A 24106-nucleotide genomic window follows, 5' to 3' on the forward strand; every position below is an offset into this window, starting at 1 on the left:
ATCGATTACTTGGCGACGACGGCCTTGTCCGGGTTCGGCGGGAAGGCCGGATCGGTCTTCTTGCCGCGCAGAAGGTCGAGCGCGTAGTTCAGCTGAACGTCGTCCTTCGGGTCAGGCGGGACGTAGGCAACGGAGCCCGAACCTTCGTCCGTCTCGCTCTGGCCCTTGATGTGGCCGCGCAGGCTGGATTCGCCTTCGGTCACCATCTTGCCCTGCAGTTCCTCCGGCAGCGGCTCCTCGACCTTGATGTCGGGGGTGATGCCGGTGCCCTGGATCGAGCGGCCCGACGGCGTGTAGTAGAGCGCCGTGGTCAGGCGCAGCGCGCCGTTTTCACCGAGTGGGATGATCGTCTGGACGGAGCCCTTGCCGAAGGAGCGCGTGCCGAGAACGGTGGCACGGCGCAGATCCTGAAGAGCGCCAGCGACGATTTCCGATGCGGAAGCCGAACCGCCGTTGATCAGCACGATCACCGGCTTGCCATCCGTCAGATCGCCCGGGCCTGCATTGAAGCGGCGGGTTTCATCGGGATTGCGGCCGCGGGTCGAAACGACTTCGCCACGCTGCAGCAGGGCATCGGAGACGTTGATCGCCTGGTCGAGAAGACCGCCCGGATTGAGGCGCAGGTCGAGAACATAACCCTTCAGTTTGTCGGCCGGAACGGTGTCCTTGATCTTCTTGATCGCCTTTTCCATGTCGGGATAGGTCTTCTCGGTGAAGGAGATGATGCGGAGATAACCGACATCGTCCTCGACACGCGACTTGACTGCCTGGACGGCGACGACGTCACGGACGATCGTCAGCTCGATCGGCCTGTCGGCACCCTTGCGGATCAGCGTCAGTTTGATCGGCGTGTTGACGGCGCCGCGCATCTTCTCGACGGCGTCTTCCAGCTTCAGGCCGCGCACCGACTGGCCGTCGATCTCGGAGATGTAGTCGCCGGCGAGAACACCGGCCTTGGCGGCGGGCGTATCGTCGATCGGGGTGATGACCTTGACGAGTTCGTCTTCCATCGTGACTTCGATGCCGAGGCCGCCGAACTCACCCTTGGTCTGGGTGCGCATGTCCTCGGCGTCCTTCGCATTCATGTAGCTCGAATGCGGATCGAGCGAGGAGAGCATGCCGTTGATGGCGTTCTCGATCAGCTTGTCTTCCGCGGGCGGCGTCACATATTGCGCACGCACACGCTCGAAGACATCTCCGAAAACCGAAAGTTCCTTGTAGGTCGAGGATCCGGCCGCTTCTGCCGGCACACCCGCCGAGTAAATGACGCTCATTGCGGTCGCACCCATCAATGCGCCGACCAGAACAAGAGAAGCCCTACGAATCATTGCGTGCCTTTCCAGTGTCTTTGGCGGTCCACCACGGCCGGGAATCGACCGGTTTACCGTCCTTTCGAAATTCAATGTAAAGCGTTGGCCGGTTCGTTTCCAGCGCCAATGCAGTTGCGCTTGCCACTCTTTTCGCGCCCATCACGGCAAGCGGCTCGCCGGAGAAAACGAATTTTCCCTGACGGGTATTGATCGTATCCATTCCCGAGAGAACCAGGTGGTATCCATCGCCCGCGTCGAGGATGATCATCTGGCCGTAACTGCGGAATGCGCCGGCGAAAACCACCAGACCATCCGCAGGCGCCGTCACCACTGTCTCTGGATTGGTGGCGACCGTCATTCCCATGGCCTCGTGCCCGGTGCCGTCGGCATCGCCGAACTGGCGCAGGATATCGCCCGTAACGGGCACCTCCAATTTCGCCTTCAATTCTCCGAAGGGATATGCGGGCGCAATGCGGTTTTTATCGGGCACGCCGCTGTCGGCAAGCGCCTTGGCCTGGGCGCGCTGCTCGTCCGTCAGCAGCTTGCGGTTCTCCTCGGCCTGACGGGCGGCAGCGGCGGCATCCCGCACCGAAGCGATCTCGGATTCCATCGAGGCGACCAGGCCTTCAAGGCTCGTCGCCTTGCCCGCCAACTCCTCGGAACGTTTCCTTTCTGCTTCCAGTTCGGCGGCGTTGCTGCGGCTGAGCTTGTCGTTTTCGGCAAGCAGCAGGTCCATGCGCCGCTCTTCCTCGATGCCATCAGTCATCGTCCCGGTCAGCGAGGCCTTCTCGGCAGCACTTGCGGTCTGCAATGCGGCGAGGCTTGCGAGGTCTGCGGCAAGCTTGTCGGTTTCCTTGCGGATGCCGGGCACGACGGCGCCGAGCAGAATGGCGCTGCGCACGGAGGCGAGCGCGTCATCGGGGGTAACGAGCAAAGCGGGCGGCGGATTGCGGCCCATACGCTGGAGTGCTGCCAGCACCTCGGCCAGCAGGCCGCGGCGCTCGTGCAGGGAACGGCGGATGCCATCCTCCTTGACGCCAAGATCGGCAAGCTTCTTCTCGCTTTCGAGGATCTGCTTTTCGAGCGTCTTGCGGCGGGCGGCGGAATCAATCAGTGCCTGGCGGATGCTTTCCGTGCTCTTTTCGAGATCGGCAATGCTCTGCTGAAGCGCACTCACTTTGTCGGTGGAGAGGCTGATCGTTTTCGACAGGGTTTCGAGTTCGGCACGAGTCTGATCACGCTTGGTGGCAAGTTCGGCCGCCGGATCGGGCGGCGGCGGCTCGGCTGCCGGCTGCGGTGCTGATTGTGCCGCCTCGGGCGCGGCATCCTGCGCCCGGACGATGAACGGATTTGCCGACACGACAATCGCCGCTACACCGACGCCGGCCGCGATAGCCGGCAGGATCATGCGGTGTCGCCTGGTGGATGCTCTCGTCATGCGTGTTGGGGCACTTTCTCAAATCGCGCGGAGACTAAGCTGATTTGGTGCGCTTTGCCATAACGTTTGCAGGAGAACGGGCTGCCTAGCAAAACACGGCTGCGTGACATTGCGATTGTCGACGCATCGGGCCACGCGGCATCAGACGCGGTGATAGGGGTGGCCGGACAGGATGGTGACGGCGCGATAGAGCTGCTCGGCAATCAGTGTGCGCACGAGCTGGTGCGGCCAGGTCATTTTGCCCAGGCACAGCGTGGCGTCGGCACGGTCGTAAAGGGAGGGATCGAGGCCGTCGGCGCCGCCGATCGCGATTGTCAGCTCGCGTTTGCCCTGGTCGCGATAGGAGCCGAGCAGGTTTGCGAAGGCTTCGCTGTCGAGCGCCTTGCCGCGTTCATCGAGAAGAATGAGGATACTGCCATCGGCAAGCGATTTCAGAAGCATCGCCGCCTCTTCGCGCTTGCGGGTCTCCGCATTGGAGGCCCGGCTTTCGGCAACTTCGGCAACGCGGGTCAATTCGAGGCCGACGGCAGGGCCGGCCTTGGCGAAACGGTCGAAATAACGGGCGGCAAGATCCTTTTCCGGGCCGGACTTCAGCCGTCCCACCGCAAAAAGACCTATTCGCATTCATCCGCTCCCGCTCATGCAGCACATCGGGCGCACACTACGCCACCGGCCGGCTTATCTGTTTGCCGGCCAGCCAATGCCACGTCTCAGGCGCCGGACAGAATGCCGGCTTGCCTGTCAGTGCCGTGTTTCTTCATCCATATCCGGAGCCGCCCACATCTTTTCGATGTTGTAGAACTCGCGGATTTCGGGGCGGAACACATGCACGATAATGTCACCGGTGTCGATCAGGACCCAATCGCCGCCTTCCTGACCTTCGACGCGAGCCGTACCGAGGCCGTCATCCTTAAGATCAGTGAGCAGGTGATCCGAGATCGCCATGACATGCCTGTTGGATCGGCCGGAAACGACGATCATGTAGTCTCCCAGCGCCGATTTTCCGGCAATGTCGATGGTAACGATATCTTCAGCTTTGGAGTCCTCGAGGCTGGCGAGGACGGTTTCTAGAGCACGGGCGGCGGCATCGGCGCCACGTTCCGCACTCTTCGGGATGACGGCGAGCGTTTTTCCCTTGGCGTGTACTGTTGTCAGTGCTTTCCCTTTCCTGGAATGACAAACTATGCACAACACAGATCCGATCGAGACCGGATCATGGTTAAGATAGGCATCAAACCATTAATGTTTCAAGACATGCTAAGGTACGGAACGGCCGAAAATCCGATCTACCGTTCGAATTGAAGTATTTGACTGCTCGGGGCGGCCTTGTGCGGGCGGTGTACAGTTTCCATGCCGCAGCGTAAAGTGCGGCAAATTCCACGATCTCCAGATTCAATGACCGACTCAGCCGCAAAAACACTCATGCCCGTCCTGCGAATCAGCTTTCCGGATGAGGATCGCCTCGGCCATGGCAAGATGGAACTGCTGGAGCATATCCGCCAGACCGGATCGATCTCGGCGGCTGGGCGGGCGATGGACATGTCCTATCGGCGGGCATGGCTGCTGGTCAGCGAGATGAACCGGATGTTTAACGAACAGGTGGTGGAATCGCAGCGCGGCGGGCAAAAGGGCGGCGGCGCGGTGCTGACACCGTTCGGCGAGGAACTGCTCGAGCGTTTCCGTCGGATGGAAAAGACGGTGCGGACCAGCCTTGCGGAGGACCTCGCCTGGCTCGAGGCCAAGCGCAACCTGCAGCAGGGCGAGCGCGGCTGATCAGGCCTCCAGGGCAACCGTCTTGATGACGGCGAAGACCGCCCTTCCCGGTTGAAGATCCAGACGCTCGCAGGACAGCGTGGTGATCCGGGAAAGAATGATATCGCCGCCGCAATCGAGCCGGATTTCCACCGTTCCGTCCTCGGTCGACGACATCCCGTCTATCCTTGCTTCCAGGATATTCAGCGCGCTCAGCCCCTCGGGCCTTGCTGTCGCCAGCATGACATCGCGGGAGGGAATGCGGATGCGGACCGATTTGCCGGGCGCAAGGGCCGCACCCGGAATATGGAGCTGACAGGATTTCAGCGCGACCGTCGATAGATGGTGACGCGCATCGAAGCTTTCCACCGTGCCTTCCAGCAGTGCGCCCGCTTCCCGCCGGTCGGAGGCGGTGGAGGGGCGGCTCAATATGCCGATAGCGGGGCCGGTCGCTTCCACCTTGCCGTCATGCATGACGACGACTTGGTTGGCCAGCCGTGCCACCTCGGCGATCGAGTGGCTGACATAGACGATCGGGATGTCGGTTTTGTCGCGCAATCGCTCCAGATAAGGCAGGATCTCGGCCTTGCGCGCCTCGTCGAGGGCGGCGAGCGGCTCGTCCATCAGCAGCAGGCGGGGCGAGGAGAGAAGGGCGCGGCCGATGGCGACGCGCTGCTTCTCGCCGCCTGAGAGTTTCGAGGGGCTGCGCTCCAGCAGCGTCTCGATGCCGAGCAGGTCGACGATGCGATCGAAGCTCTCGCCGCGCGCCGTTCTCGCCGCGAACCAGCGGCCATAGAATAGATTGGCGCGAACGCTGAGATGCGGGAAAAGCCGCGCTTCTTGAAAGACATAACCGAAGCGGCGGCGATGTTTTGGGACGAAGAGGCCGGTTTCGGTTTCGGTCAAGGCCTCGCCGTCGAGGACGACGCGGCCTTCGTCCGGGCGGGCGAGGCCGGCGATGATGCGAATCATCGAGGTCTTGCCGGAGCCGGAGCGGCCGAACAGCGCGGTGACGCCCCGCTCGGAGGTGAAGGCGGCATCGAGCGAAAAAGCACCGAGCCTCTGTTTTGCCGCGACGATCAGCGTCATTCCGGGTCGATCCTCCGGCCGGCGAGGCGGGCGAGGAATTCGGAAGCGAGCAGGGCGGCCATGGAAATGACGACCGCGACGAGCGTCAGGCGGAGCGCGCCGGCATCGCCGCCCGGCACCTGGGTGAAGGTGTAGATCGCCGCCGACAGCGTCTGGGTTTCGCCCGGAATGTTGGAGACGAAGGTGATCGTCGCGCCGAATTCACCCATCGCCTTGGCAAAGGAAAGGATCATGCCGGCGATGATGCCGGGCAGGGTCAGCGGCAGGGTGATCGTCAGGAAGACCCAGACAGGGCCGGCGCCGAGCGTTCCGGCCGCTTCTTCCAGCTTGCGGTCGACCGCCTCGATCGACAGGCGGATGCTGCGCACCATTAGCGGAAAGGCCATGACGGCGCAGGCCAAGGCCGCGCCCGTCCAGCGGAAGGAGAGAACAATGCCGAAATATTGGTCGAGCAGGCTGCCGATCGGACCGCGGCGGCCAAACAGGATGAGGAGAAGAAAACCCGTGACGACCGGAGGCAGGATCAGCGGCAGATGAACGACGCCATTCAGCACCGATTTGCCCCAGAAGCGGCCGCGGGCAAGCAGCAGAGCGACGAGGATGCCGAAGGGCAGGCTCGCCAGCATGGCGACGATCGAGACGCGCAGGCTGAGCAGGATCGCCGTCCATTCCTCATTGCTCAAGCCGAAGATATCCAAATGCAGCTGTCTCCCTGGAAAATCCGGTGTCACCCGATGCCTGCCCCTCATCCGCCTGCCGGCACCTTCTCCCCGCTCGCGGGGCGAAGGGGAATAGCCGCAACCCTCTCCGTCCCTCGCCTCGCCAACGTCTCGCTGGGCACGTCCCCTCGCCCCGTTTACGGGGAGAGGGTTAGGGTGAGGGGCAACCATCGGCACGAAGCGGACACCCATTAGCCCTATGCCTGATATCTATCGATGCGGATGCTTAGGACACAAGCCCGAGCATGACGAAACAGTAATTGGCCGACTTTGTTAGCGCTGCGGTCGCCGATTCCGCGATCATCTCGCCCCTCGATCACTTGAGAATGGTGAAACCCTGCGCCGTGAAGAAGGCGGCTGCCTTGTCGGATTTCAGGAAGTCGAGATAGGCTGATGCATCCGGGTTCTTGCTCTCGGCGAGGATTGCGATCGGATAGATGATCGGCGGATGGGAATCGGCGGGGAAAGTACCGACGATGGCGACACCCTTATCGGCTGCGGCATCCGTCTGGTAGACGATGCCAAAGGGCGCTTCGCCGCGCGAGACGAGTGCAAGGGCGGCGCGCACGCTTTCGGCGCCGGCGACCTTGGTTTCGACCGATTTCCAGACGCCGAGCTTTTCGAGCGCCGCCATGCCGTATTTGCCGGCCGGAACGGATTTCGGCTCACCCATGGCAAGCCTGCCGTCACCCAAAAGCCCGGCGAGATCGAAGCCTTGGTTGATCTCGACCGGTTTTGCCCTGTCCTTTTCCGCAACGAGCACGATCTTGTTGCCGAGCAGGTTGGAACGGGTATCGGCCTTGATCAGGTTCTTCTTGGCGACGTAATCCATCCAGTCGAGGTCGGCCGAGATGAAGATATCGGCGGGGGCCGCGTTTTCAATCTGCTTGGCCAGCGCGCCGCTCGCCGCATAGGAGGTGACGGCTTCCTTGCCGCTTTCCTTTGTCCAGGCGGCATTGGCGGCGTCAAGTGCATCCTTGAGGCTCGCCGCCGCAAAGACGGTAAGTTTTTCGGCTGCGGCGGCAGGCGCCGGAAGCGCTGCTGCGCCAAACCAGAAGGCCATGATCGCGGCGGTTGCCAGTTTCATCCATCGGCGGCGGTTCTGCATAATTCATTCCCCGGAGTTCGAAATATTGCGACGAATATAATGGGCGAGGCATCTTGGCTAGGGATATATCCAGGAAAATATAACGGTATTGGACCGCGATGTCCGCAACGACCCAATCGTTACGCGTTGTCGAAGTGCATGGCTTGAGCCGCAGCGTGAGATCCATAGGGTTGAAATACCCGAGCGACAGGTTGGCAAACCGCAGGGACTCCCGGCGGCAGAGCATGCTCCGTCGATTTCTGCCAAGAAAAACGGCAATGCCAAAGCCGCAAGGCTGCACAGGATTGCAGGCAATGCATTGCTGCAATGCACCAATCGATATTCATCTTCCTGCGAAATATGCTACAACACACTCATCGAAACGGCTTCTCCTCCTCCCATAGCCGTTCGAATAGGATCGACAACACTCCTCCTCCCAGTTGTCGATCGAGTTTATAAGCCCGACGGATCTCCTCCCCCGTCGGGCTTTCTCGTTTTTGGGGTCTTCTTAAAATTAGGCTATTCGGCGTCGCTGTGCGACGAGCCGTTGCGGATTGCCGTCGAGCTCAGGCCGGAGCGCGGTCCGTGGATGAAGGTCCAGGCCGGGGCACGTTTCTTCCAGAGAACACGGGCATCGTCCTCGTCGACACGGGCGAAATCGAAGGTCCTGGCCATTTTGGAGGAGAGGAAGGACAGCGTCGCGCCCGGCCGGTCAATCACCGCAATCGGGAAAGTGCGGGCAATCTCCTGCCATTTCTGCCATTTGTGAAAGGTCTGCAGGCTGTCGGCGCCCATGATCCAGATGAAATGCACATGCGGATTGCGGGCCTTGACGCGGGCAAGCGTGTTGGCGGTGTAGCTGGTGCCGAGCGTCTGTTCGAAGGCGGTGACCTTGATGCGGGGATTGGCGGCAACACGCTCGCTTTCGGCGAGGCGCTCGGCGAGTGGTGCGAGCTGGTTGCGGCTCTTTAGCGGATTGCCGGGGGTGACCATCCACCAGAGCTGGTCGAGGCTGAGCCGCTTGAGGGCGATCTCGGCAACGAGCGCGTGGCCCTGATGCGGCGGATTGAACGAACCGCCGAACAGACCGACGACCATGCCGCGCTCGCTGTGCGGCATGCGGAGATAGTGCCGGTCCACATTCTCAATCGCCACGTCAGGCTCGGTCGTCACGTCAGGGCCGCGTCTGTCCGGCACCATGCACCCGATATTTGAAAGAGGTGAGCTGTTCGACGCCGACGGGACCACGGGCGTGCATCTTGCCGGTGGCGATGCCGATTTCCGCACCCATGCCGAACTCGCCGCCATCGGCAAACTGCGTCGAGGCATTGTGCAGCAGGATCGCCGAATCGACTTCGGTGAAGAAACGCGCGACGACGTCAGGGTCCTCGGCGATAACCGCCTCGGTGTGGTTCGAGGAATAGGTCTGGATATGGGCGATGGCGCCCGATATGCCGTCGACGACGGCAACCGAAATGATCGCGTCGAGATATTCCGTCGACCAGTCCTCCTCGGTCGCGGGCTTCATGCCGGGCGCAACCTTCAGCACCGTTGGCGAAGCACGGACCTCGCAGCCGGCCTCTGTCAGAACCTCGAGCAGCGGCGTCAGATGCGTGCCGATCGCAGCACCATCGACGAGCAGGGTTTCGACTGCGCCGCAGATGCCGGTGCGCCGCATCTTGGCGTTGACGATGATCTTTTTCGCCATTTCGATATCGGCCGAGGCATCGACATAGATATGGCAAAGGCCTTCGAGATGGGCAAAAACCGGCACGCGGGCCTCGCTCTGCACGCGGGCAACCAAGCTCTTGCCGCCGCGCGGCACGATAACGTCGATCGCACCGTCGAGGCCCCGCAGCATGGCGCCAACGGCAGCGCGGTCGGTGACCGGCACGAGCTGGATAGCATGCTCTGGAAGTCCCGCCGCCTTCAGGCCTTCGACCAGGCAGGCATGGATAGCCTGCGATGAACGGCGCGAATCCGAGCCGCAACGCAGGATGACGGCATTGCCCGCCTTGAGACAAAGGGCGCCGGCATCGGCGGTGACGTTCGGCCGGCTTTCGAAGATCACGCCGATGACGCCGAGCGGCGTGCGGACGCGCTCGATCTTCAGGCCATTCGGCCGGTCCCAGGCAGCGATGACTTCGCCGACCGGATCGGCAAGGGCGGCGATGGCGCGGATTCCCTCGGCCATTTCGGCGATGCGTTTGTCGTTCAGCGTCAGCCGGTCGACGAAGGAAGCGAGCATATCGGTGCCTTCGATGTCCTTCAGGTCCTTGGCGTTCTCGGCAAGAATCTGCGCCTTGTTGCCCAGGATCGCATCGGCCATGGCATTCAACGCGCTGTTCTTGGCCTCGGTGGACGCAAAGCCCAGCGGTCGTGCGGCAGCCTTTGCCTTGCGGCCGATGTCGTTCATCAGCACGTCAATGTCAGGGCGGCCTGGCGCAACGGTATCAAGCATAGCTCGCGTCCTTCTTCTGCCTTTCCGATTTCGAACCGACCTGCGCGGTCATCACCATGTCGTCGCGATGGACCATGGCGGCGCGCCCGGCATAGCCGAGAATGGCCTCGATCTCCGCCGACTTGCGGCCAGCAATGCGACGGGCGTCGTCGGCATCGTAGCTTACCAGACCGCGGGCGATCTCGCGGCCGGCCGGGCCGATGATCGCCACCGTGTCGCCGCGGCTGAAGAGGCCGGAAACGCTGCGAACGCCGGCGGGAAGCAGGCTCTTGCCGGCCCCGAGGGCGGTGACGGCGCCGTCGTCGACATGCAGTTCGCCGGCCGGCTGCAACTGCCCGGCAATCCAGGTCTTGCGGGCGGTAACGGGTGTGCCCGACGGTGCGAACCAGGAGGAACGCGCGCCGTTTTCGATCGCCGACAGCGGGTTGTCGGTCTTGCCCGACGCGATGATCATGGCGCAGCCTGATGCCGTCGCAATCTTGCCGGCATCGATCTTGGTGCGCATACCGCCGCGCGAAAGCTCGGAGGCCGCACCTCCGGCCATCGCCTCGATCTCCGGGGTGATTTCGGCAATCGTTTCCAGGAACGTCGCGTTCGCATCGAGATGGGGCGGCGCGGTGTAGAGGCCGTCGATATCGGAGAGAAGAATGAGCAGATCGGCGCCGGTCATCGTCGCGACGCGGGCGGCCAGCCGGTCGTTGTCGCCATAGCGGATCTCGCTGGTGGCGACGGTGTCGTTCTCGTTGATGATCGGCACGGCGCCGATCTTCAAAAGCTGATTGATGGTGGCGCGCGCATTGAGATAACGGCGGCGCTCCTCGGTATCGCCGAGCGTCAGCAGGATCTGGCCGGCGACGATCTCGTCGCGTGACAGGCTTTCCGACCAGGCGCGCGCCAGCGCGATCTGGCCGACGGCCGCCGCCGCCTGGCTTTCCTCCAGCTTCAGCGCGCCCGAGGGCAGGTCGAGCACCGAGCGGCCGAGCGCGATTGCGCCCGAGGAGACGACGAGCACGTCGATGCCCTTGGCTTTCAGGCCTGATATATCGGCGCACATGGCGTCAAGCCAGGCTTTCTTCAGCCCGGCTTTGCGGTCGACCAGAAGCGCAGAGCCGATCTTGATGACAATGCGCCGGTAACGGCCAAGCGGCTTACGGCTGGTCATCGTCCTCGTCCCCACCCTTGTCCTCGCCCTCATCGGTGACGACCATGTCGCGATGGCGCAGCTTCGGCACCTTGGCCGGCTTCTCCTCGGTATTGGCTTCGACGATGATGTCGCGGAGTGCGCGCAGCACCTCGGTCATGCCCTTGCCGGTGACGGCCGAAATCTGGAATGGCGTCTTGCCGCAGGCCTTGGCCAATTCCTTGGTCTTCTTCTTCAGTTCGGCATCATCGAGCACGTCGATCTGCGACAGTGCCACGATTTCAGCCTTGTCGGTCAGATCGTTTCCATAGGCTTCGAGCTCGTGCTTGACCGTCTTATACGCCTTGCCGACCTTTTCCTCCTGGGCGGAGATGAGGTGGAGCAGCACGCGGGTGCGCTCGACATGGCCGAGGAAACGGTCGCCGATGCCGACACCTTCATGGGCGCCTTCGATCAGGCCCGGAATATCGGCAAGGATGAATTCGCGCTCGTCGATGGTGGCAACACCGAGATTGGGATGCAGCGTGGTGAAGGGATAGTTGGCGATCTTCGGCCGGGCCCGGGTGACTGATGCCAGGAAGGTCGACTTGCCGGCATTCGGCATGCCGACGAGGCCGGCATCGGCAATCAGCTTCAGGCGTAGCCAGATGGTCTTTTCCTCGCCGGGCAGACCGGGATTGGCCCAATCCGGCGCCTGGTTGGTCGAAGTCTTGAAATGGGCGTTGCCAAAGCCGCCATTGCCGCCATGGGCAAGGCAGTAACGCTGGCCTTCGACGGTCAGGTCGCAGATCAGCGTTTCCTGGTCTTCCTCGAAGATCTGGGTGCCCACGGGAACCTTAAGCGTCACGTCGCTTCCATTGGCGCCGGTGCGGTTCCTGCCCATGCCATGGGTGCCGATCGTCGCCTTGAAATGCTGCTGAAAGCGGAAATCGATCAGCGTGTTCAGGCCGTTGACGGTCTCGACCCAGACGTCGCCGCCGCGTCCACCATCGCCGCCATCGGGGCCGCCGAACTCGATGAATTTCTCGCGTCGGAAGGAAACACTGCCGCCGCCGCCGTCCCCGGACTTGATATAGACCTTTGCTTCGTCGAGAAATTTCATTTTACTTCCAATATTCAGTGGCAGTTGGACGGCCCGTCTTGGCCCATTCGATATAGGCGGTTCCGACGGAGGTCAAAGATTATCGTGAATTTTGCGAGCTATAACATACAGTACGGCTTCGGTCTCGACGGCAGATACGATCTGGCGCGCATTGCCCGGAGCCTTGAGGGGGCCGATGTCATCGCGCTGCAGGAGGTGACCCGCGGCTTCTCCCGCAACGGTTTTGCCGACATGGTGGCCGATGTTGCGGCCTTCTTTCCCGACTATTTCTGGGTGTATGGGCCGGCTTGCGACATGCATGTCGAAGCGGCGGGAGGCGGGCTTCAGCCGGTGCCCGGCACCCGATTCCAGTTCGGCAATATGGTGCTGTCGCGATGGCCGATCCTCTCGACCCGAACGCTGCTTCTGCCGCGCAGCCGGACGATCGGCAAGATCAATCTGCAGCGCGGCGCAACCGAGGCGGTGATCGACACACCCGGCGGTGCGATCCGCGTCTATTCCATCCATCTCGACCATGTCTCCGCCGACGAGCGCATCCGCCAGCTGCAATTCTTGAACACGCATATCAATGCCTTCGTCCAGGAGGGTGGGTCGCTGACGGGTGGCGGTGAATTCGACCTGCCGGAGCCGCCGCTGCCGGAGGATTATATCATCATGGGTGATTTCAACATGGAGCCGGAATCGCCGGAATATTGCGCGCTTGCTGGGGCTGGCGGCGGATATTACGGCCGCGTGGCGAGGATCGGCACGCCGGTCGACGCCTTTGCGGCGCTGGAGGCTTACTCTCCGGAGAGCTACAGCTGGATGGATCCCGAAGATCAAGGCAAACGCATGCATCTCGATTACTGCTTCGTCAGTTGCGGCCTGCAGAGCCGGTTGAAATCCGCCCGGATCGATACACAATCCGTCGGTTCCGACCATTTCCCTCTATGGGTCGAGATCGGCGATTGATGGAGACGCCGCCGGTGCGGCGACGTCTCCTTTCTAGTCCTGGAGCATGATGTTGTCCGAAAACCGCATACACTTTTCGGCATCATGCTCTATCACGCAACCTTCCGTGGCTGCAGCATGCCCGGCTGCAGCACGGTTTCGATGTGCGACACCATGGTGTTGCGGGCGAAACAATAGATTTCGCCGCAACCCGTCATGCGGAAACCGAGCTTCTCCTGCAGTCGCAGCGAAGCCGGGTTGTCGGCGAAGACGCCGGAATAGATCGGCGTCTCCGGCATGCGGCGCGAGAAGCGCTCGATGATGGCCGCCACCGCCTCGCTCATATAGCCGCGCCGCCAGTAATAGCGGTTCAGCCAGTAGCCGAGGTGCCAGCGGCCGTGGCGCAGCTCGATCGAGACGTTGCCGATATGGACATCGTCCTTGCCGGTAATCGCCAGCGGCCAGTCGGGCAGGGTGCCCGAGGTGACCGGGATCAGCCAGTCCAGCGCATCCTGCCGATCGAACGGCGCGGGTACGCGGGACAGCATGCGCGTGACCGCGAAATCGGAGAGCGATTCCGCGATATCGGGCGCGTCGCTCAGCCTGTGGGGGCGGAGCGTCAGCCGGGCGGTCGAGATAACCGGCGCGGGGCCGGGCATCATCGGCTTGACCTCTGGCCTTTGCAGCGCAGTCGTGCTCATGCGATGTTCCCCCAGCTTCTGAGAGACATCCAGGTCTTGCGGTCGAGCCTGTACCATTCGACCGGCACGTTGCTGCCGAGCGCCAGCGAGGCGGCGAGCCCCGAACCCTGGAACTGGAAGCCGCACTTCTGGATGACGCGGCGCGAGGCGACATTCATTACCCGGCAACGGGCGTCGATCTGATCGACGTCCTGACGGGTCCTGAACACCATATCGACCAGGGCATGGCAGGCCTCGGTCGTATAACCCTTGTTCCAATAGGGCTCGCCCAGCCAATAGCCGATCTCGACGGTCTTGCCGTCTGTCTGCGGCTCCACACCGCAGCAGCCGATAAAGGCGCCATTTTCGGCCTTGGTGATCGCATAGACGCACTTGCCAATCTCGCCATTTTTCGTGCGACGCACGAAGTCGGCAGCATCATCGGCGGTATAAGGGTGCGGCATACGCGATACCATGGTGGCGACTTTGGCGTTATTGGCGAGATGGGCAAGGGCGTCGATGTCTTCTTCGTGGGGCGCGCGCATGACGAGCCTTTCCGATAACAAGACAGGGCAATCGGTCCTTAACCGTTCCGGCCTCAGCCGCTCCGTGGAAGACCGCTGGTCTTCCCGGGGAGACCGTGATTGGTCTACCCTTAACAATTCGCCTTGCATGGTTCAGTCCTCCTTGAGGGGTAAAGAAAAAGGGGAGATGGCGCCCCATCTCCCCTGTTTTCTAGACTGAACCTGATACGGCCAGCCGGGTCGATGAGACGCCGGCTGTTTTTGAGCGCTACCGGCTTATTCCGCTGCTTCCGCTTTCGGCATGACAGACACGTAGACGCGACCGTTGGCCTTGGTTCGGTAGTTCACATTGCCGGCGGTAAGCGCAAAAATCGTGTGATCCTTGCCGAGGCCGACGTTGGAACCCGGATGCCACTCAGTACCGCGCTGACGCACGATGATGTTGCCTGCAATGACGGCTTCGCCGCCGAACTTCTTCACGCCAAGGCGCTTGGACTGAGAATCGCGACCGTTGCGCGATGAACCGCCAGCTTTTTTGTGTGCCATTGGAGTTCTCCTTTAAAACCTTGTCTCGTTGATCTTACTTGGCAGCCACGATGTCCGTGATACGGACGACCGTGTGATGCTGACGATGGCCCCGCGAACGCTTCGAATTCTGACGGCGGCGCTTCTTGAAGGCGATGACCTTCTTGCCGCGGTTCTGTTCGACGACTTCTGCCTTGACAGAGGCGCCGGTTACGAAGGGCGCACCGATCGCAGCGTCGGCGCCTTCGCCGATCACGAGCACTTCGGTGAATTCAATGGAGTCGCCAGCGGTGGCTTCCAGCTTTTCGATGGTCAGCACGTCGTTGGCTGCCACACGGTACTGTTTACCGCCGGTCTTGATGACTGCGAACATTTTTTATCCTTTCATGTTCGTTCCAGCGCTCCCCGCTAATTGAGCAGGTGGCTGTCTTTTTATCAGTCGAAGTTAAGCAGGGATTTCAGAGGTCTAATCCTCGAACTCTTCCTGCCGGTGAAGCCCCGCGCGAGCGCGGGACGGCCAAGGCGCGGATTTCTCCAAACCTATTGCGCAGTCGAGATACGCGAGTGACAAAAAGGTGTCAAGGCAAAAGGATGGAATGCTTCGACTTTTCGGCTTGCCAGCCTGTCATTTGCCCGTTATGAGAACGCCCGCGCCGAACAAGCGCCGACCAGACCGCGGAGAGGTGGCAGAGTGGTCGAATGCACCGCACTCGAAATGCGGCATACCTGCAAGGGTATCGTGGGTTCAAATCCCACCCTCTCCGCCATAATTCCTCAGAAGCACTGAAAATGCTCAAAAGCTTGAGCTGTAAGGGTTTTGTAACCGTCGCTTTGGTACACAAAGGCGGTCCACATGGTCCTGAAAATGTCACGCACGACGCGAAACCACGCAACCGGTATTTATCAATTCCGAAAGCGCGTTCCGGAACATCTGATTCCCCTTCTCGGAAAGCGAGAGGAAAAGGTGAGCCTTGGAACGCGCGATCCTCAAGAAGCCAAGATCGCTCATGCCCGCATTCTAGCCCGCACGGGCCAGGTGGCGGCAGTTGGCCGCGGGAGTAGTTTCCCTTTCCCAGAAGCAGGCTGTCGCCATGTCCGGGGTCGTTCAGTTGACCAAGGACAATGCCCTCTTAAAGATTACTGCCGACATTGTTTCCTCCTAGTATGTATTGCTAGGGAATCGTGCTTGCCGGCGGTCAGGAAAACAAAGGAAAAGTGAACTGTATAGACCGAATACAGCTTATCACTGCGTTCTAAGCATCGGCTCTCCGAGGCCTGGGCAGGGGCCATGTCGCCGCCACTGGAGTCGAGGCAACCGCGTGTCTCCTTGGTGACGTTGCCTCCGTTGGATACTTGGGTAGTTGGCCTTTGCCGCGGCGGTGTACGAGCCCGTCCAGGCTCTGCAGATATGATGAGGGCAAGCCAGCGCACGATCTGCTACTTAACCAGTTGTAAACCTCAACTATCTAGGCTCGAAACTATAATCCGCATGCGTCATCCCATAGAGATTTGACAATGAACGAAGGACATCGTGGATGGCTTGTCTGATGCTATCGCCCTGGACAATCCATGAACGCCGTGCGATGCCAGTCGCATGAAACCAACAACTATCGACCTTTTCGCCGGATGCGGCGGCCTTTCGCTTGGGTTGGGGATGGCCGGTTTCAAGACCCTGTTTGGCGTCGAGGCCCATCCTGATGCATTTGCAACCTACAAGCATAATCTACTGAATAGGCGCTCCGCCACCCACAGCTGGCCCAGATGGCTAGAGAAAAAGGCCTGGTATGCACAGGACCTTTTGGTACAACATCAAGCCGAACTCCTTGCCCTTCGCGGAAAGGTGGACCTGATCGCTGGCGGACCGCCATGCCAGGGTTTCAGCATGAACGGCCTGCGTCGTCCGGATGATCCCCGAAGCCGGATGGTCGACGTCTATCTTCAGTATGTTGAAACCCTACGGCCTCGCCTCGTCTTGCTGGAAAATGTTGTCGGCTTTCAGTCGATGAAACATCGAGCTGGCGGGACCTACCGCGACTACGTGGCCCGGGTGTTGGATGGTCTCGGGTATGATACGTGGTGCGATGTCTTACGGGCGGCGGACTGGGGTGTTCCGCAGCGACGGCCGCGGTTTGTCCTAGTTGCCGCCATCAAGGGGACGCTGCGCGGGATTGATCCAATTCAGCGAATGCGCGTCAGCCGAAAGACTTTCCTCAAGGCAAGAGGGCTTGGTCCGGGGGAAACGGGTGCGAAGGCTGCGATCTCGGACCTTGAAGAAACTGATGGATTGCACCTCGATGCCGAGTGGGGCCATCGCGGGTTCAAGACCTTGCGGCGCGCAGCTACGTCGTCTAGCCCTTTTCAGCAACTGATGAGGATTCGAAGTCCCGCCCAGCCGACCGACATGCGTCTGCCGCGCCATACTGAGGCAGCCGCTCAGCGCATGAAAAACATTCTCGATAACTGCGAGCGTGGTGTGTGTTTGCGACCAGAGGACAGGATGCGCCTCGGTATCAAGAAGCGGTCAACCACGCCGCTCGATCCGAACGTACCGTCTCCGACGATTGGGACGCTGCCTGACGACTTCATCCACTACTCTGAGCCAAGGGCAATGACTGTCCGCGAACATGCGCGCCTGCAGTCATTCCCGGATTGGTTCTCATTTCAAGGCCCCTACACAACGGGCGGACCACAACGAAAGGACGCCTGTCCACGTTTCACTCAGGTCGGGAACGCTGTACCTCCGCTTTTGGCCGAAGCGCTTGGCGAAATGCTGCTAGGCTTGTTGCGGCACCGTGAAATGAATGAGATCGTTCATTTCGCGGAGGGCGTCGATGTGCGCTGCAAAAACCCTTCGGATTTCCGGGAAGTCCCCGACACCGATCTCATCGCTTCCCTGTAGCACCCAGCCTGCTTCGCCCCTGATTTCAATGACGTGGCCAAGGATATTTCGCTTCTTGAGGACTTTTTTGTCGTATTGGGCGCTAAGCCGCCTCAATTCACGTAACCGTTCAACTTGCTCGGCACTGAGGCCGAATGGCCTGGGGTCGGCTGCAACCACCTGAGTGAGCCGTCGAAAATGCTTGAAGAGCTTCGTGCTGTCTACTGCCAATGTACCGAAGCGCGCATCCAGATCGACCTCAAGGGCGGCTTCGTACTTTTCCTTCATCGACGCTACAAATGTTAGGACGTCCTCGTCGAGTTCTGACACTTTCGCGGCGCAGTTTGTATCGCGCGCGGCCATGCACTGTATGGCCTTCTTCATGACATCATCGCATTCCGCGACAACCCGCATCGCCAGTCCCCGCATTCCCGAGAGCCTGTCCAGCGATCTTGCCGTTTGGTCAATGAGTCCGCCCGTCCGGTCAATGAAGCGTTCCCGAGCGCTGCAATAAACTCCTTCGACCTTTTTTTCGGCGATCATCTGGCGAAGGCTGTCTTCCGGGACGCTACCTGAATAAAAGAGTATAGTAGTAGATGGGAACAATCTACGGATCGCAGGTGCGATATCGTCACCGTTTTCATCCTTCAGGCGATAGTCAAGAAGTATAATGTCAAATCGGTGGTAAAGACCATGTTCCCTGGATAGTTCTTCTATCCCGTCGCTGTTCGGAATTACTTCTATCCTCGCAATAAAACCCGCTTCCAGGACGCGCCTCCGCAGATTTTCTTCTTCTTCACGGCTAAAGGAATCTTCAATCCAAAGAATTCCAAAGTCAAGATTCATGTTTATCCCCAAAAATAGCAATATCGAAATCAGCGCGGCTGCCATCACCAACAAGTTCGATCGTACCACCCATCTTCTGGATGATTTGACGGATGCTGTATAAACCCAGTCCTGTCCCTGTGGCCGACCCAGTGTAGCCGCGTTCAAATATCTTGGCGGGATCGACTTTTCGTTGATCAATGCCTAAGCCATCGTCCGAAACTCTGATGACGACGCCATTCTGTCCCTTTTTTGCAGCCTTGAATTCGAGCTTGCTGGCCTTCGCCTTCCGGGCATTGTCTTGAAGGTTATCGACAATGACCGCGACATCGACCGGTGAGAACTCGCGGTGAAGTGACAAGCCCGACGCGTCGAAGGTGGCATGCGGCATCCCCGGAACTTCTGCCAGGCGTACCTCGAAGTACTCCTTGAGGAATTTCATTAGATCGCCACGCACTTCGTCAGTCTCCAAATCCACTCGGATATTCGGAGCGAAGGAAAGCACGGTTCGCAGCCTATCGCCTGAAAGACTCGCTTCTGCTAGGGATACCGAAACTCGACGAGCTGATTGTCGGATCGAGGCGAAAATGTCCTCCACATCTCCTACATCTTCCAACTCAAACTCTTCGGGGAGTGTGGCACCGGAAAGTACATTCCTGATTTCATGCGCAGCGTTTGAGACCGCTGCGCGAATATGACCAGAATGAATGATGGCTTGGTGCATCAGTAGTTGGACACGCTCGACATCTACATCCTGGCTCCGTCCAAGAAACGCGGCTTGTTGTTCCAGTCGCTCGATTATGGCGTCGGCTCGCTGCCGTTCCTCAATGGCGCGCTGCGCAATCTCTCTCGCCTCTTCTCTCGAAGCCCGAAGTTCCTCGATCCGCCTACGCGCGTCTTCCACCTGCCGCAGGAGCGAGTTATCTCCCCTGCTCTCTGCGACCTCGGACATCGCCTTGAGCGCCGCGTCCGTCACCTGATCGGGATCGTCGGACACCCTGACCAATTCTTTGTCGTAGTATAGGATTTCAACGTCTTTGGTTCGAGCCAGTGTACCAATGACAGACAGAACCCGTTCCCGCGCCCTATCTGTCTCAAGACCCTCAGATGTATCGCGTTCCTGATCGCGTGCGTCCGCCCAATTCACGCCGACGACATATCTTTCGAGCCGAAAGATCATGTACCTCCGGATTGCCTCGAACAGGGCGCGACTTCGGGCGTCCTCGACAAGTCCGGCGTCACGGCTCGACACTTCGCGGAACATCTTTGGAGGGGCCGTGACGTCAACCCGACCGATGATATCGCGGGTTCCAAGGTAGCGAGATTGCCCTTGTTGCTTCCTTCGGTTTAGCCCGAAGGTATCGTCAAATTCTTCCCCTATCGGAAAAATTCGGAACCGATTGAGGAATAGAAATATGCTTCCAAACTCAATTGGTCGCACTCCCATGCGAACAGTAAACGTATGTTTCGCAGACCTGTTCAGGAAGTAGATGTGTCCTTCAACGCGGCAATCACTTAGGTCGCTTAATGGCGACGGCTCACGTATGGCGTAAATCTTCCTGCCACGGTCAAAAAGGGTGCTCGCGATCGTGCCGCCTTCTATCACGACCTCGATTCGACTTGTTTTTTCCTGCAGCAGTCCAGCGACGTCATTGCCAACCGGCCCGTCCACGCCTTCTATCTGCTCAGTGGAGCCATCTAGCAGCCACGTTTGGACTTTCACATGGGTGGTGGTCCCAAACGGATCGATCAGCTTTGCTAGGTCTTTGCGCAGTCGCCGAATCCGATCCGCATTCCATTCCTGACGCGTGTTCCTGATTACCAGGACAGTACCATTCGCGGCAGGCGCTTTGGCATTTGCAACGGAAGGGAAAGCCCTAACGGTGTCAAGGTTCACCTGAACGTCTTGAAATTCGTCGGTGCTGCTTGCTTCGAATTTCGTCCAATCAATTTCCAATCTTGATATGGACTTGCTGCCTTCCACTCGGCTGTATAGCTTCAATTGCTGCCCGAGGGTATCACAAGCGAATCTGCCGATGCCTTTGCTACCGGCAAACTGGCCAGCTGGCTTGATTTTGTCCCGGTAAGTATCGGGGTCAACAAGAGCCTTTTCTGAGTACGCAACGAACAGCCATTTATCGCGAATATCCTTTTGGGACATTCCGATACCGTCATCGACAATCGTAATTGTTCGTTCGCCAGGATCGAACTCAATGTCGACCTTCTTTGCTTTTGCATCGAACGAATTCTTAACAAGTTCGAATATTGCGACAAACTCATTGGTCACGAGGTCGCGACCAATAATATCTTTTAGATACGAGCTGATTCGAAAAGTCTCTGTCCCCATGCCTTCTTTTACTCCAAATAAGCTGCTGCAATAGGGGGCTAAGCCACCTCTACACGGAAAAATCGGCGGGACCGTATCGTCGACATTCAGTGGTTGCTGATGCTTTTGTGGCAGGTGTCGATATCAATGAATTTCCAAAGATGGAATCAAGCGTTCTGGTCCTCCCTTTGGGAAAGGCACGAAGCAGCGGGAGCAGTATTTGGTCGATTTTCTTACCCCGAGCGAACGCTCAAAGCGCATGTCAAGCATCCGCTCAAAGGATACCAAACCTGAAATCTCGCTTCGGAAGGCGGTGCATCAGTTGGGTTTGAGATATCGGCTTGGTGGAGCGGGCCTCCCCGGAAAGCCGGATCTCGTTTTCTCCCGCCATAAGTCGGTGGTCTTCGTGCACGGCTGCTTCTGGCATCGTCATCTGGAGTGCAATGTGGCGTCAAACCCAAAATCCAATCCTGACTTCTGGAATGCCAAGTTTGAAAGAAATGTCAACCGCGATCGGAGGGTCACTTCAGAACTGGAAGCTCTGGGTTGGAGGGTCATCGTGGTTTGGGAGTGCCAGGTATCCGCACGGTCACGCCTTGGTCCCACTGCTCTGCAGTTAGCAAAACAGATTGCTTGCCCGGGCTAGCGCTCCAAACTCCTCACCGACCATCGGCTCGACAATCGGCGCTTGACGCTTCCACGAGCAGCATAACCGTGAAAAAAGTCGCGATCACGGGGCGGAAACCCTACGTAGCGCGGCCGGTTGCGATATGTCCCCACTGACCCAGAGCCTTGCTTTACCCGAACCGGCTATGAACACTTCTTCTGGCGCGACGAGGCATTTGGCGATGGCGAGTTGTGGGATATCTCGTTCAACATTAAACCATTAAGCGCAAAGCGGTGTTTCGTGGTTGTGCATATTATTCTAGTTCCACGAGCGTTGACCTTTTGCTCGACCGCGGGATATGACTAGCCACCACATTGGTACACACACCACAAAATCGACTTTTCGAAACCCATATTTTCTGGGCTTTTCGGATAAGGGGCGGGAGACCCACCCTCTCCGCCATTGGCCTTCGGCCGTAATGGGTGTCCGTGTCCTCCTGCTATTTTCAATCTTTCGGCGAAGGCTACGTAGAAGTGGACGTCGAGATTGGCCGTCTCCTTGACCATCTGCGCACACGCCGCGCGGGCTCAAGCCGCCGTCGTCAGAGCCATTTGCTGCAGCCCGGCTGCTTGAGGTGAGCGGTGCGCGACCGATTGCGGCCGGCGCCGAAACGGCCGTGCACCACGTCGCGAAACTCGTCGCAGACACGCAGCGGACCCAAGACATGGGTGACGAAAAACGCGATCGTCTCCACCGCGAAAGTGCCAGGCGTGATGCGGTCGAAGGCCCATGGCCCAGACTGTCGCGGCTCTCATGGACGGGTGATCCTATAGATCAGCAAATTATTCAAATCTACAAGCTTGGTTGCAGTCCTGTCCAGATGGTCGATAACCCCATCATGATGCTCGATGAACAGCCGGCCGTCCTTGTCGGCGGCGTTCTTGGCCACGCCGAACAGATCCGCGCCCTGCGCGCGCAGTTCCTCGAGCTGCGCGATCGCGGTGGCGTCATCCGCAACGAATTTCGACCATTCGGCATCGCCTCCGCCAGGCGGGAACACCCAGCCGCGCGCCCTGCTGTAGTAGACTGCGACGGGATCGCCGACCTCGGGCGCGATGGCGACGACAAGGTCGCCTGGTTGCGCCAACCGCGCCAGTTCCTCGCCAAGCAGTTTGCCGTTCATGGCGATTGGCTTCTTCATCGTCCTGACGAGGGGAACGGTCGACCAGGCAAGCGTGAGGGCCACGATGCAGATCGAGCGAAGCACAACCGACGGCGTTAGAATGGTTCTCGATGCAAGCGTTGCCAGAAGAAGCGCGCCGTGGCCGCAGAACATAGCAACCGGCACATGGAAGATGTGGAGATTCCACACATTGCTGGTGATCTCGCCCGCCGCCGCCAGATAGATGATCAGAGCCGCAGCCAGCCACACATAGGGAATGGCCGAAAGGGTGCGTTGCTTCGGGTCTTCGGCGGGGCTGGGCGGTAGCCACAAGCCGACCGCGAGCAGCACCATGAACGGATAGCCGTAGAACCACAAAACCGAGGTGTTCCATACGGATTTGAAGTAGAAGCTGTTCCTGTAGTATGTCCAGAAGCCGAAATCCCAGATATAGCCGCCGGTGCCGGCGATATGAAACGGCGGATAGCTGCGGCCGAGATAAATCGCCCAGCTGAAATAAGCGCCGATGATGGCCAGGCTCAAAAGCCCCGACAGGAAAACCCATGTCGCGTGCTTTCCTTTACTTTCCAGAATCCAACAGACCATCAGATAGAAGATGACAGCGCCGGCCGCGATGCCGGGTGGCTTTGACAGCACGCCGAGCGAGAAGCTGACCGTGGCGAGCGGCAAGAGCCAGCCGCTGCCGCCGGCCCAGTATTTGGCGAACAGCCAGACGCCAAGAGTGACCAAGGCCAGCATAGCGGGATCGGGAAGAAACGAACTGTCGATCATGATCGCCGCCGGCATCAGCGCGTAGGCCAGTGCCGCCGCGTGGGCGTGCATCTCATTCCAGCATAGCGCCGTTAGCCTGTGGAGCGAAAATACTGTCACCAGACCGAAGGAGGCAGCAACCGCGCGGCCGAACCAGTCGTGCCAGCCGAAGAGTTGGTAGAGCAAGGCGGTCAGATAGCTGACGATCTGAAACTCGCGGCCCTGATAGCTTGGCCCGGGTCCGGTCCAGCTGACCTCTGGAAAAAAGATGTTCCAGCTGCGCTGCTGGAAATTGTCGGCCATCATTGCGGTGCTTATCTCGCGCCAGCTGAAGCTGTCGACCAGCGGCAAGGTGATCTTATGGAACCTGAAGACGATGGCAATACACAGGATCCCCAGCAAGATCACCGTGTTGAGGCTAGGGTAGTTGGGAGCAGCCATGTCCCAGTCGCTCGTCTGTTGCTGACATTGCTGACCTTCGGCCCGATTCAATTTCGGGTCGTCGTTCATCTGAACTGTGTCCTTCCCACTGACGCCGGACACGGCGCGATACGCGCCGGCATCGAATCGAGAGGAAGGTGAGGCTGAGCGGAATTTCGCCGCCGGCGCGGTCGGCTGCGGGGCGGCTCGTAGGCTTCACCGAGCAGTAGCTTGGAAGGCTTGCGGGGCGGCTTTGTCATGACGGCAGTTCATCAGCAATGCCTTAAAAAGCAATTAGCCCAGATTCATTACCGACTCCATCCGCCATGCGAACACAATAAGGGCATCGGCGAGACGAC

At 59.7% G+C, this 24106-nt stretch carries 23 protein-coding genes and 1 tRNA gene; 6 read left to right on the forward strand and 18 right to left on the reverse strand.

What is annotated here, in order from left to right:
• Positions 1-5 precede the first annotated feature (5 nt).
• The 4 genes from FFM53_RS13570 to rsfS all read right to left on the reverse strand — a co-directional run bounded on the left by FFM53_RS13570 (position 6) and on the right by rsfS (position 3933).
• The gene (locus tag FFM53_RS13570; protein WP_138389360.1) at positions 6-1328 is read right to left on the reverse strand and encodes a S41 family peptidase; all 1323 of its coding nucleotides are present in this window, start codon (positions 1326-1328) and stop codon (positions 6-8) included.
• Positions 1318-2718, reverse strand: coding sequence for a murein hydrolase activator EnvC family protein (locus FFM53_RS13575; RefSeq protein WP_138331943.1), 1401 nt, complete (start codon positions 2716-2718; stop codon positions 1318-1320). The genes FFM53_RS13570 and FFM53_RS13575 overlap by 11 nt, the downstream gene beginning before the upstream one ends.
• Before the next feature lie 171 nt (positions 2719-2889).
• Positions 2890-3372: a 23S rRNA (pseudouridine(1915)-N(3))-methyltransferase RlmH gene (rlmH, locus tag FFM53_RS13580; protein WP_011654027.1), complete on the reverse strand. Its 483-nt coding sequence runs from the start codon at positions 3370-3372 to the stop codon at positions 2890-2892.
• Positions 3373-3489: 117 nt separating this feature from the next.
• On the reverse strand, positions 3490-3933 hold the full coding sequence (gene rsfS / locus FFM53_RS13585) for a ribosome silencing factor (protein ID WP_032984631.1): 444 nt from the start codon (positions 3931-3933) through the stop codon (positions 3490-3492).
• A 210-nt stretch (positions 3934-4143) separates the two neighbouring features.
• On the opposite strand from rsfS, the gene FFM53_RS13590 reads away from it, so the two are divergent.
• Positions 4144-4521, forward strand: a complete 378-nt coding sequence (locus tag FFM53_RS13590; protein ID WP_138332030.1) for a winged helix-turn-helix domain-containing protein — start codon at positions 4144-4146, stop codon at positions 4519-4521.
• Here FFM53_RS13590 and modC read toward each other — a convergent pair whose 3' ends face one another.
• From modC to obgE, 7 genes are all read right to left on the reverse strand, one after another.
• The gene (gene modC, locus FFM53_RS13595) at positions 4522-5589 is read right to left on the reverse strand and encodes a molybdenum ABC transporter ATP-binding protein (RefSeq protein ID WP_138389361.1); all 1068 of its coding nucleotides are present in this window, start codon (positions 5587-5589) and stop codon (positions 4522-4524) included.
• A complete protein-coding gene (gene modB, locus FFM53_RS13600; RefSeq protein ID WP_138389362.1) occupies positions 5586-6287 on the reverse strand; it encodes a molybdate ABC transporter permease subunit in 702 nt (233 codons plus the stop codon). Before modB ends, modC begins: the two co-directional genes overlap by 4 nt.
• A gap of 337 nt (positions 6288-6624) precedes the next feature.
• Positions 6625-7416: a molybdate ABC transporter substrate-binding protein gene (gene modA, locus FFM53_RS13605; protein ID WP_138389363.1), complete on the reverse strand. Its 792-nt coding sequence runs from the start codon at positions 7414-7416 to the stop codon at positions 6625-6627.
• A 498-nt stretch (positions 7417-7914) separates the two neighbouring features.
• Positions 7915-8595, reverse strand: coding sequence for a nicotinate-nucleotide adenylyltransferase (locus FFM53_RS13610; RefSeq protein WP_138389364.1), 681 nt, complete (start codon positions 8593-8595; stop codon positions 7915-7917).
• A complete protein-coding gene (locus tag FFM53_RS13615; RefSeq protein ID WP_138389365.1) occupies positions 8570-9856 on the reverse strand; it encodes a glutamate-5-semialdehyde dehydrogenase in 1287 nt (428 codons plus the stop codon). The genes FFM53_RS13610 and FFM53_RS13615 overlap by 26 nt, the downstream gene beginning before the upstream one ends.
• Positions 9849-11018 carry a glutamate 5-kinase gene (gene proB, locus FFM53_RS13620; RefSeq protein ID WP_138389366.1) on the reverse strand — a complete coding sequence of 390 codons (1170 nt, stop codon included), beginning with the start codon at positions 11016-11018 and terminating at the stop codon, positions 9849-9851. Before proB ends, FFM53_RS13615 begins: the two co-directional genes overlap by 8 nt.
• Entirely contained in the window at positions 11005-12099 is a 1095-nt protein-coding gene (gene obgE / locus FFM53_RS13625; RefSeq protein WP_012759481.1) for a GTPase ObgE, read from the reverse strand. The genes proB and obgE overlap by 14 nt, the downstream gene beginning before the upstream one ends.
• 84 nt (positions 12100-12183) lie before the next feature.
• On the opposite strand from obgE, the gene FFM53_RS13630 reads away from it, so the two are divergent.
• Entirely contained in the window at positions 12184-13050 is an 867-nt protein-coding gene (locus tag FFM53_RS13630; protein ID WP_138389367.1) for an endonuclease/exonuclease/phosphatase family protein, read from the forward strand.
• Positions 13051-13142: 92 nt separating this feature from the next.
• Here FFM53_RS13630 and FFM53_RS13635 read toward each other — a convergent pair whose 3' ends face one another.
• The 4 genes from FFM53_RS13635 to rplU form a co-directional block, all read right to left on the reverse strand.
• Positions 13143-13730, reverse strand: a complete 588-nt coding sequence (locus FFM53_RS13635) for a GNAT family N-acetyltransferase (RefSeq protein ID WP_129422109.1) — start codon at positions 13728-13730, stop codon at positions 13143-13145.
• The gene (locus tag FFM53_RS13640) at positions 13727-14383 is read right to left on the reverse strand and encodes a GNAT family N-acetyltransferase (protein ID WP_027668026.1); all 657 of its coding nucleotides are present in this window, start codon (positions 14381-14383) and stop codon (positions 13727-13729) included. Before FFM53_RS13640 ends, FFM53_RS13635 begins: the two co-directional genes overlap by 4 nt.
• 126 nt (positions 14384-14509) lie before the next feature.
• Positions 14510-14779, reverse strand: coding sequence for a 50S ribosomal protein L27 (rpmA, locus tag FFM53_RS13645; protein WP_003543909.1), 270 nt, complete (start codon positions 14777-14779; stop codon positions 14510-14512).
• A gap of 34 nt (positions 14780-14813) precedes the next feature.
• Positions 14814-15131, reverse strand: a complete 318-nt coding sequence (gene rplU, locus FFM53_RS13650) for a 50S ribosomal protein L21 (RefSeq protein WP_003543907.1) — start codon at positions 15129-15131, stop codon at positions 14814-14816.
• 304 nt (positions 15132-15435) lie between these two features.
• Here rplU and FFM53_RS13655 point away from each other — a divergent pair.
• The 3 genes from FFM53_RS13655 (at position 15436) to FFM53_RS13660 (ending at position 17657) form a co-directional block, all read left to right on the forward strand.
• Positions 15436-15525, forward strand: a tRNA-Ser gene (locus FFM53_RS13655).
• 98 nt (positions 15526-15623) lie between these two features.
• Positions 15624-15977: a DUF6538 domain-containing protein gene (locus FFM53_RS37010; RefSeq protein ID WP_425504957.1), complete on the forward strand. Its 354-nt coding sequence runs from the start codon at positions 15624-15626 to the stop codon at positions 15975-15977.
• A gap of 375 nt (positions 15978-16352) precedes the next feature.
• Positions 16353-17657, forward strand: coding sequence for a DNA cytosine methyltransferase (locus tag FFM53_RS13660; protein ID WP_138389368.1), 1305 nt, complete (start codon positions 16353-16355; stop codon positions 17655-17657).
• Between the two features lie 814 nt (positions 17658-18471).
• On the opposite strand, the gene FFM53_RS13665 is transcribed toward FFM53_RS13660, so the two are convergent.
• Positions 18472-20808: a sensor histidine kinase gene (locus tag FFM53_RS13665; protein ID WP_138389369.1), complete on the reverse strand. Its 2337-nt coding sequence runs from the start codon at positions 20806-20808 to the stop codon at positions 18472-18474.
• A 199-nt stretch (positions 20809-21007) separates the two neighbouring features.
• Here FFM53_RS13665 and FFM53_RS13670 point away from each other — a divergent pair, with 199 nt between their 5' ends.
• Positions 21008-21433 carry a very short patch repair endonuclease gene (locus tag FFM53_RS13670; protein WP_138389370.1) on the forward strand — a complete coding sequence of 142 codons (426 nt, stop codon included), beginning with the start codon at positions 21008-21010 and terminating at the stop codon, positions 21431-21433.
• Between the two features lie 562 nt (positions 21434-21995).
• Here the strand turns inward: FFM53_RS13670 and FFM53_RS36305 are convergent.
• Both FFM53_RS36305 and FFM53_RS13680 read right to left on the reverse strand, forming a co-directional pair.
• Positions 21996-22148 (reverse strand): hypothetical protein, encoded by a 153-nt coding sequence (locus FFM53_RS36305; protein WP_246412973.1) that lies wholly within the window; start codon positions 22146-22148, stop codon positions 21996-21998.
• A 57-nt stretch (positions 22149-22205) separates the two neighbouring features.
• Positions 22206-23837, reverse strand: a complete 1632-nt coding sequence (locus FFM53_RS13680) for an ArnT family glycosyltransferase (protein WP_138389371.1) — start codon at positions 23835-23837, stop codon at positions 22206-22208.
• Between the last annotated feature and the right edge of the window lie 269 nt (positions 23838-24106).

Source organism: Rhizobium indicum, from assembly GCF_005862305.2.
Taxonomy (GTDB): domain Bacteria; phylum Pseudomonadota; class Alphaproteobacteria; order Rhizobiales; family Rhizobiaceae; genus Rhizobium; species Rhizobium indicum.

Bases quoted from the DNA above. Each gene is read 5' to 3' on its own strand.
- FFM53_RS13570 (WP_138389360.1), bottom strand. From the start codon at position 1,328: ATGATTCGTAGGGCTTCTCTTGTTCTGGTCGGCGCATTGATGGGTGCG.
- FFM53_RS13575 (WP_138331943.1), bottom strand. From the start codon at position 2,718: ATGATCCTGCCGGCTATCGCGGCCGGCGTCGGTGTAGCGGCGATTGTC.
- rlmH (WP_011654027.1), bottom strand. From the start codon at position 3,372: ATGCGAATAGGTCTTTTTGCGGTGGGACGGCTGAAGTCCGGCCCGGAA.
- FFM53_RS13590 (WP_138332030.1), top strand. From the start codon at position 4,144: ATGACCGACTCAGCCGCAAAAACACTCATGCCCGTCCTGCGAATCAGC.
- modC (WP_138389361.1), bottom strand. From the start codon at position 5,589: ATGACGCTGATCGTCGCGGCAAAACAGAGGCTCGGTGCTTTTTCGCTC.
- modA (WP_138389363.1), bottom strand. From the start codon at position 7,416: ATGCAGAACCGCCGCCGATGGATGAAACTGGCAACCGCCGCGATCATG.
- FFM53_RS13610 (WP_138389364.1), bottom strand. From the start codon at position 8,595: ATGGTGCCGGACAGACGCGGCCCTGACGTGACGACCGAGCCTGACGTG.
- FFM53_RS13615 (WP_138389365.1), bottom strand. From the start codon at position 9,856: ATGCTTGATACCGTTGCGCCAGGCCGCCCTGACATTGACGTGCTGATG.
- proB (WP_138389366.1), bottom strand. From the start codon at position 11,018: ATGACCAGCCGTAAGCCGCTTGGCCGTTACCGGCGCATTGTCATCAAG.
- obgE (WP_012759481.1), bottom strand. From the start codon at position 12,099: ATGAAATTTCTCGACGAAGCAAAGGTCTATATCAAGTCCGGGGACGGC.
- FFM53_RS13635 (WP_129422109.1), bottom strand. From the start codon at position 13,730: ATGAGCACGACTGCGCTGCAAAGGCCAGAGGTCAAGCCGATGATGCCC.
- FFM53_RS13640 (WP_027668026.1), bottom strand. From the start codon at position 14,383: ATGCAAGGCGAATTGTTAAGGGTAGACCAATCACGGTCTCCCCGGGAA.
- rpmA (WP_003543909.1), bottom strand. From the start codon at position 14,779: ATGGCACACAAAAAAGCTGGCGGTTCATCGCGCAACGGTCGCGATTCT.
- rplU (WP_003543907.1), bottom strand. From the start codon at position 15,131: ATGTTCGCAGTCATCAAGACCGGCGGTAAACAGTACCGTGTGGCAGCC.
- FFM53_RS37010 (WP_425504957.1), top strand. From the start codon at position 15,624: ATGTCACGCACGACGCGAAACCACGCAACCGGTATTTATCAATTCCGA.
- FFM53_RS13660 (WP_138389368.1), top strand. From the start codon at position 16,353: ATGAAACCAACAACTATCGACCTTTTCGCCGGATGCGGCGGCCTTTCG.
- FFM53_RS13665 (WP_138389369.1), bottom strand. From the start codon at position 20,808: ATGGGGACAGAGACTTTTCGAATCAGCTCGTATCTAAAAGATATTATT.
- FFM53_RS13680 (WP_138389371.1), bottom strand. From the start codon at position 23,837: ATGAACGACGACCCGAAATTGAATCGGGCCGAAGGTCAGCAATGTCAG.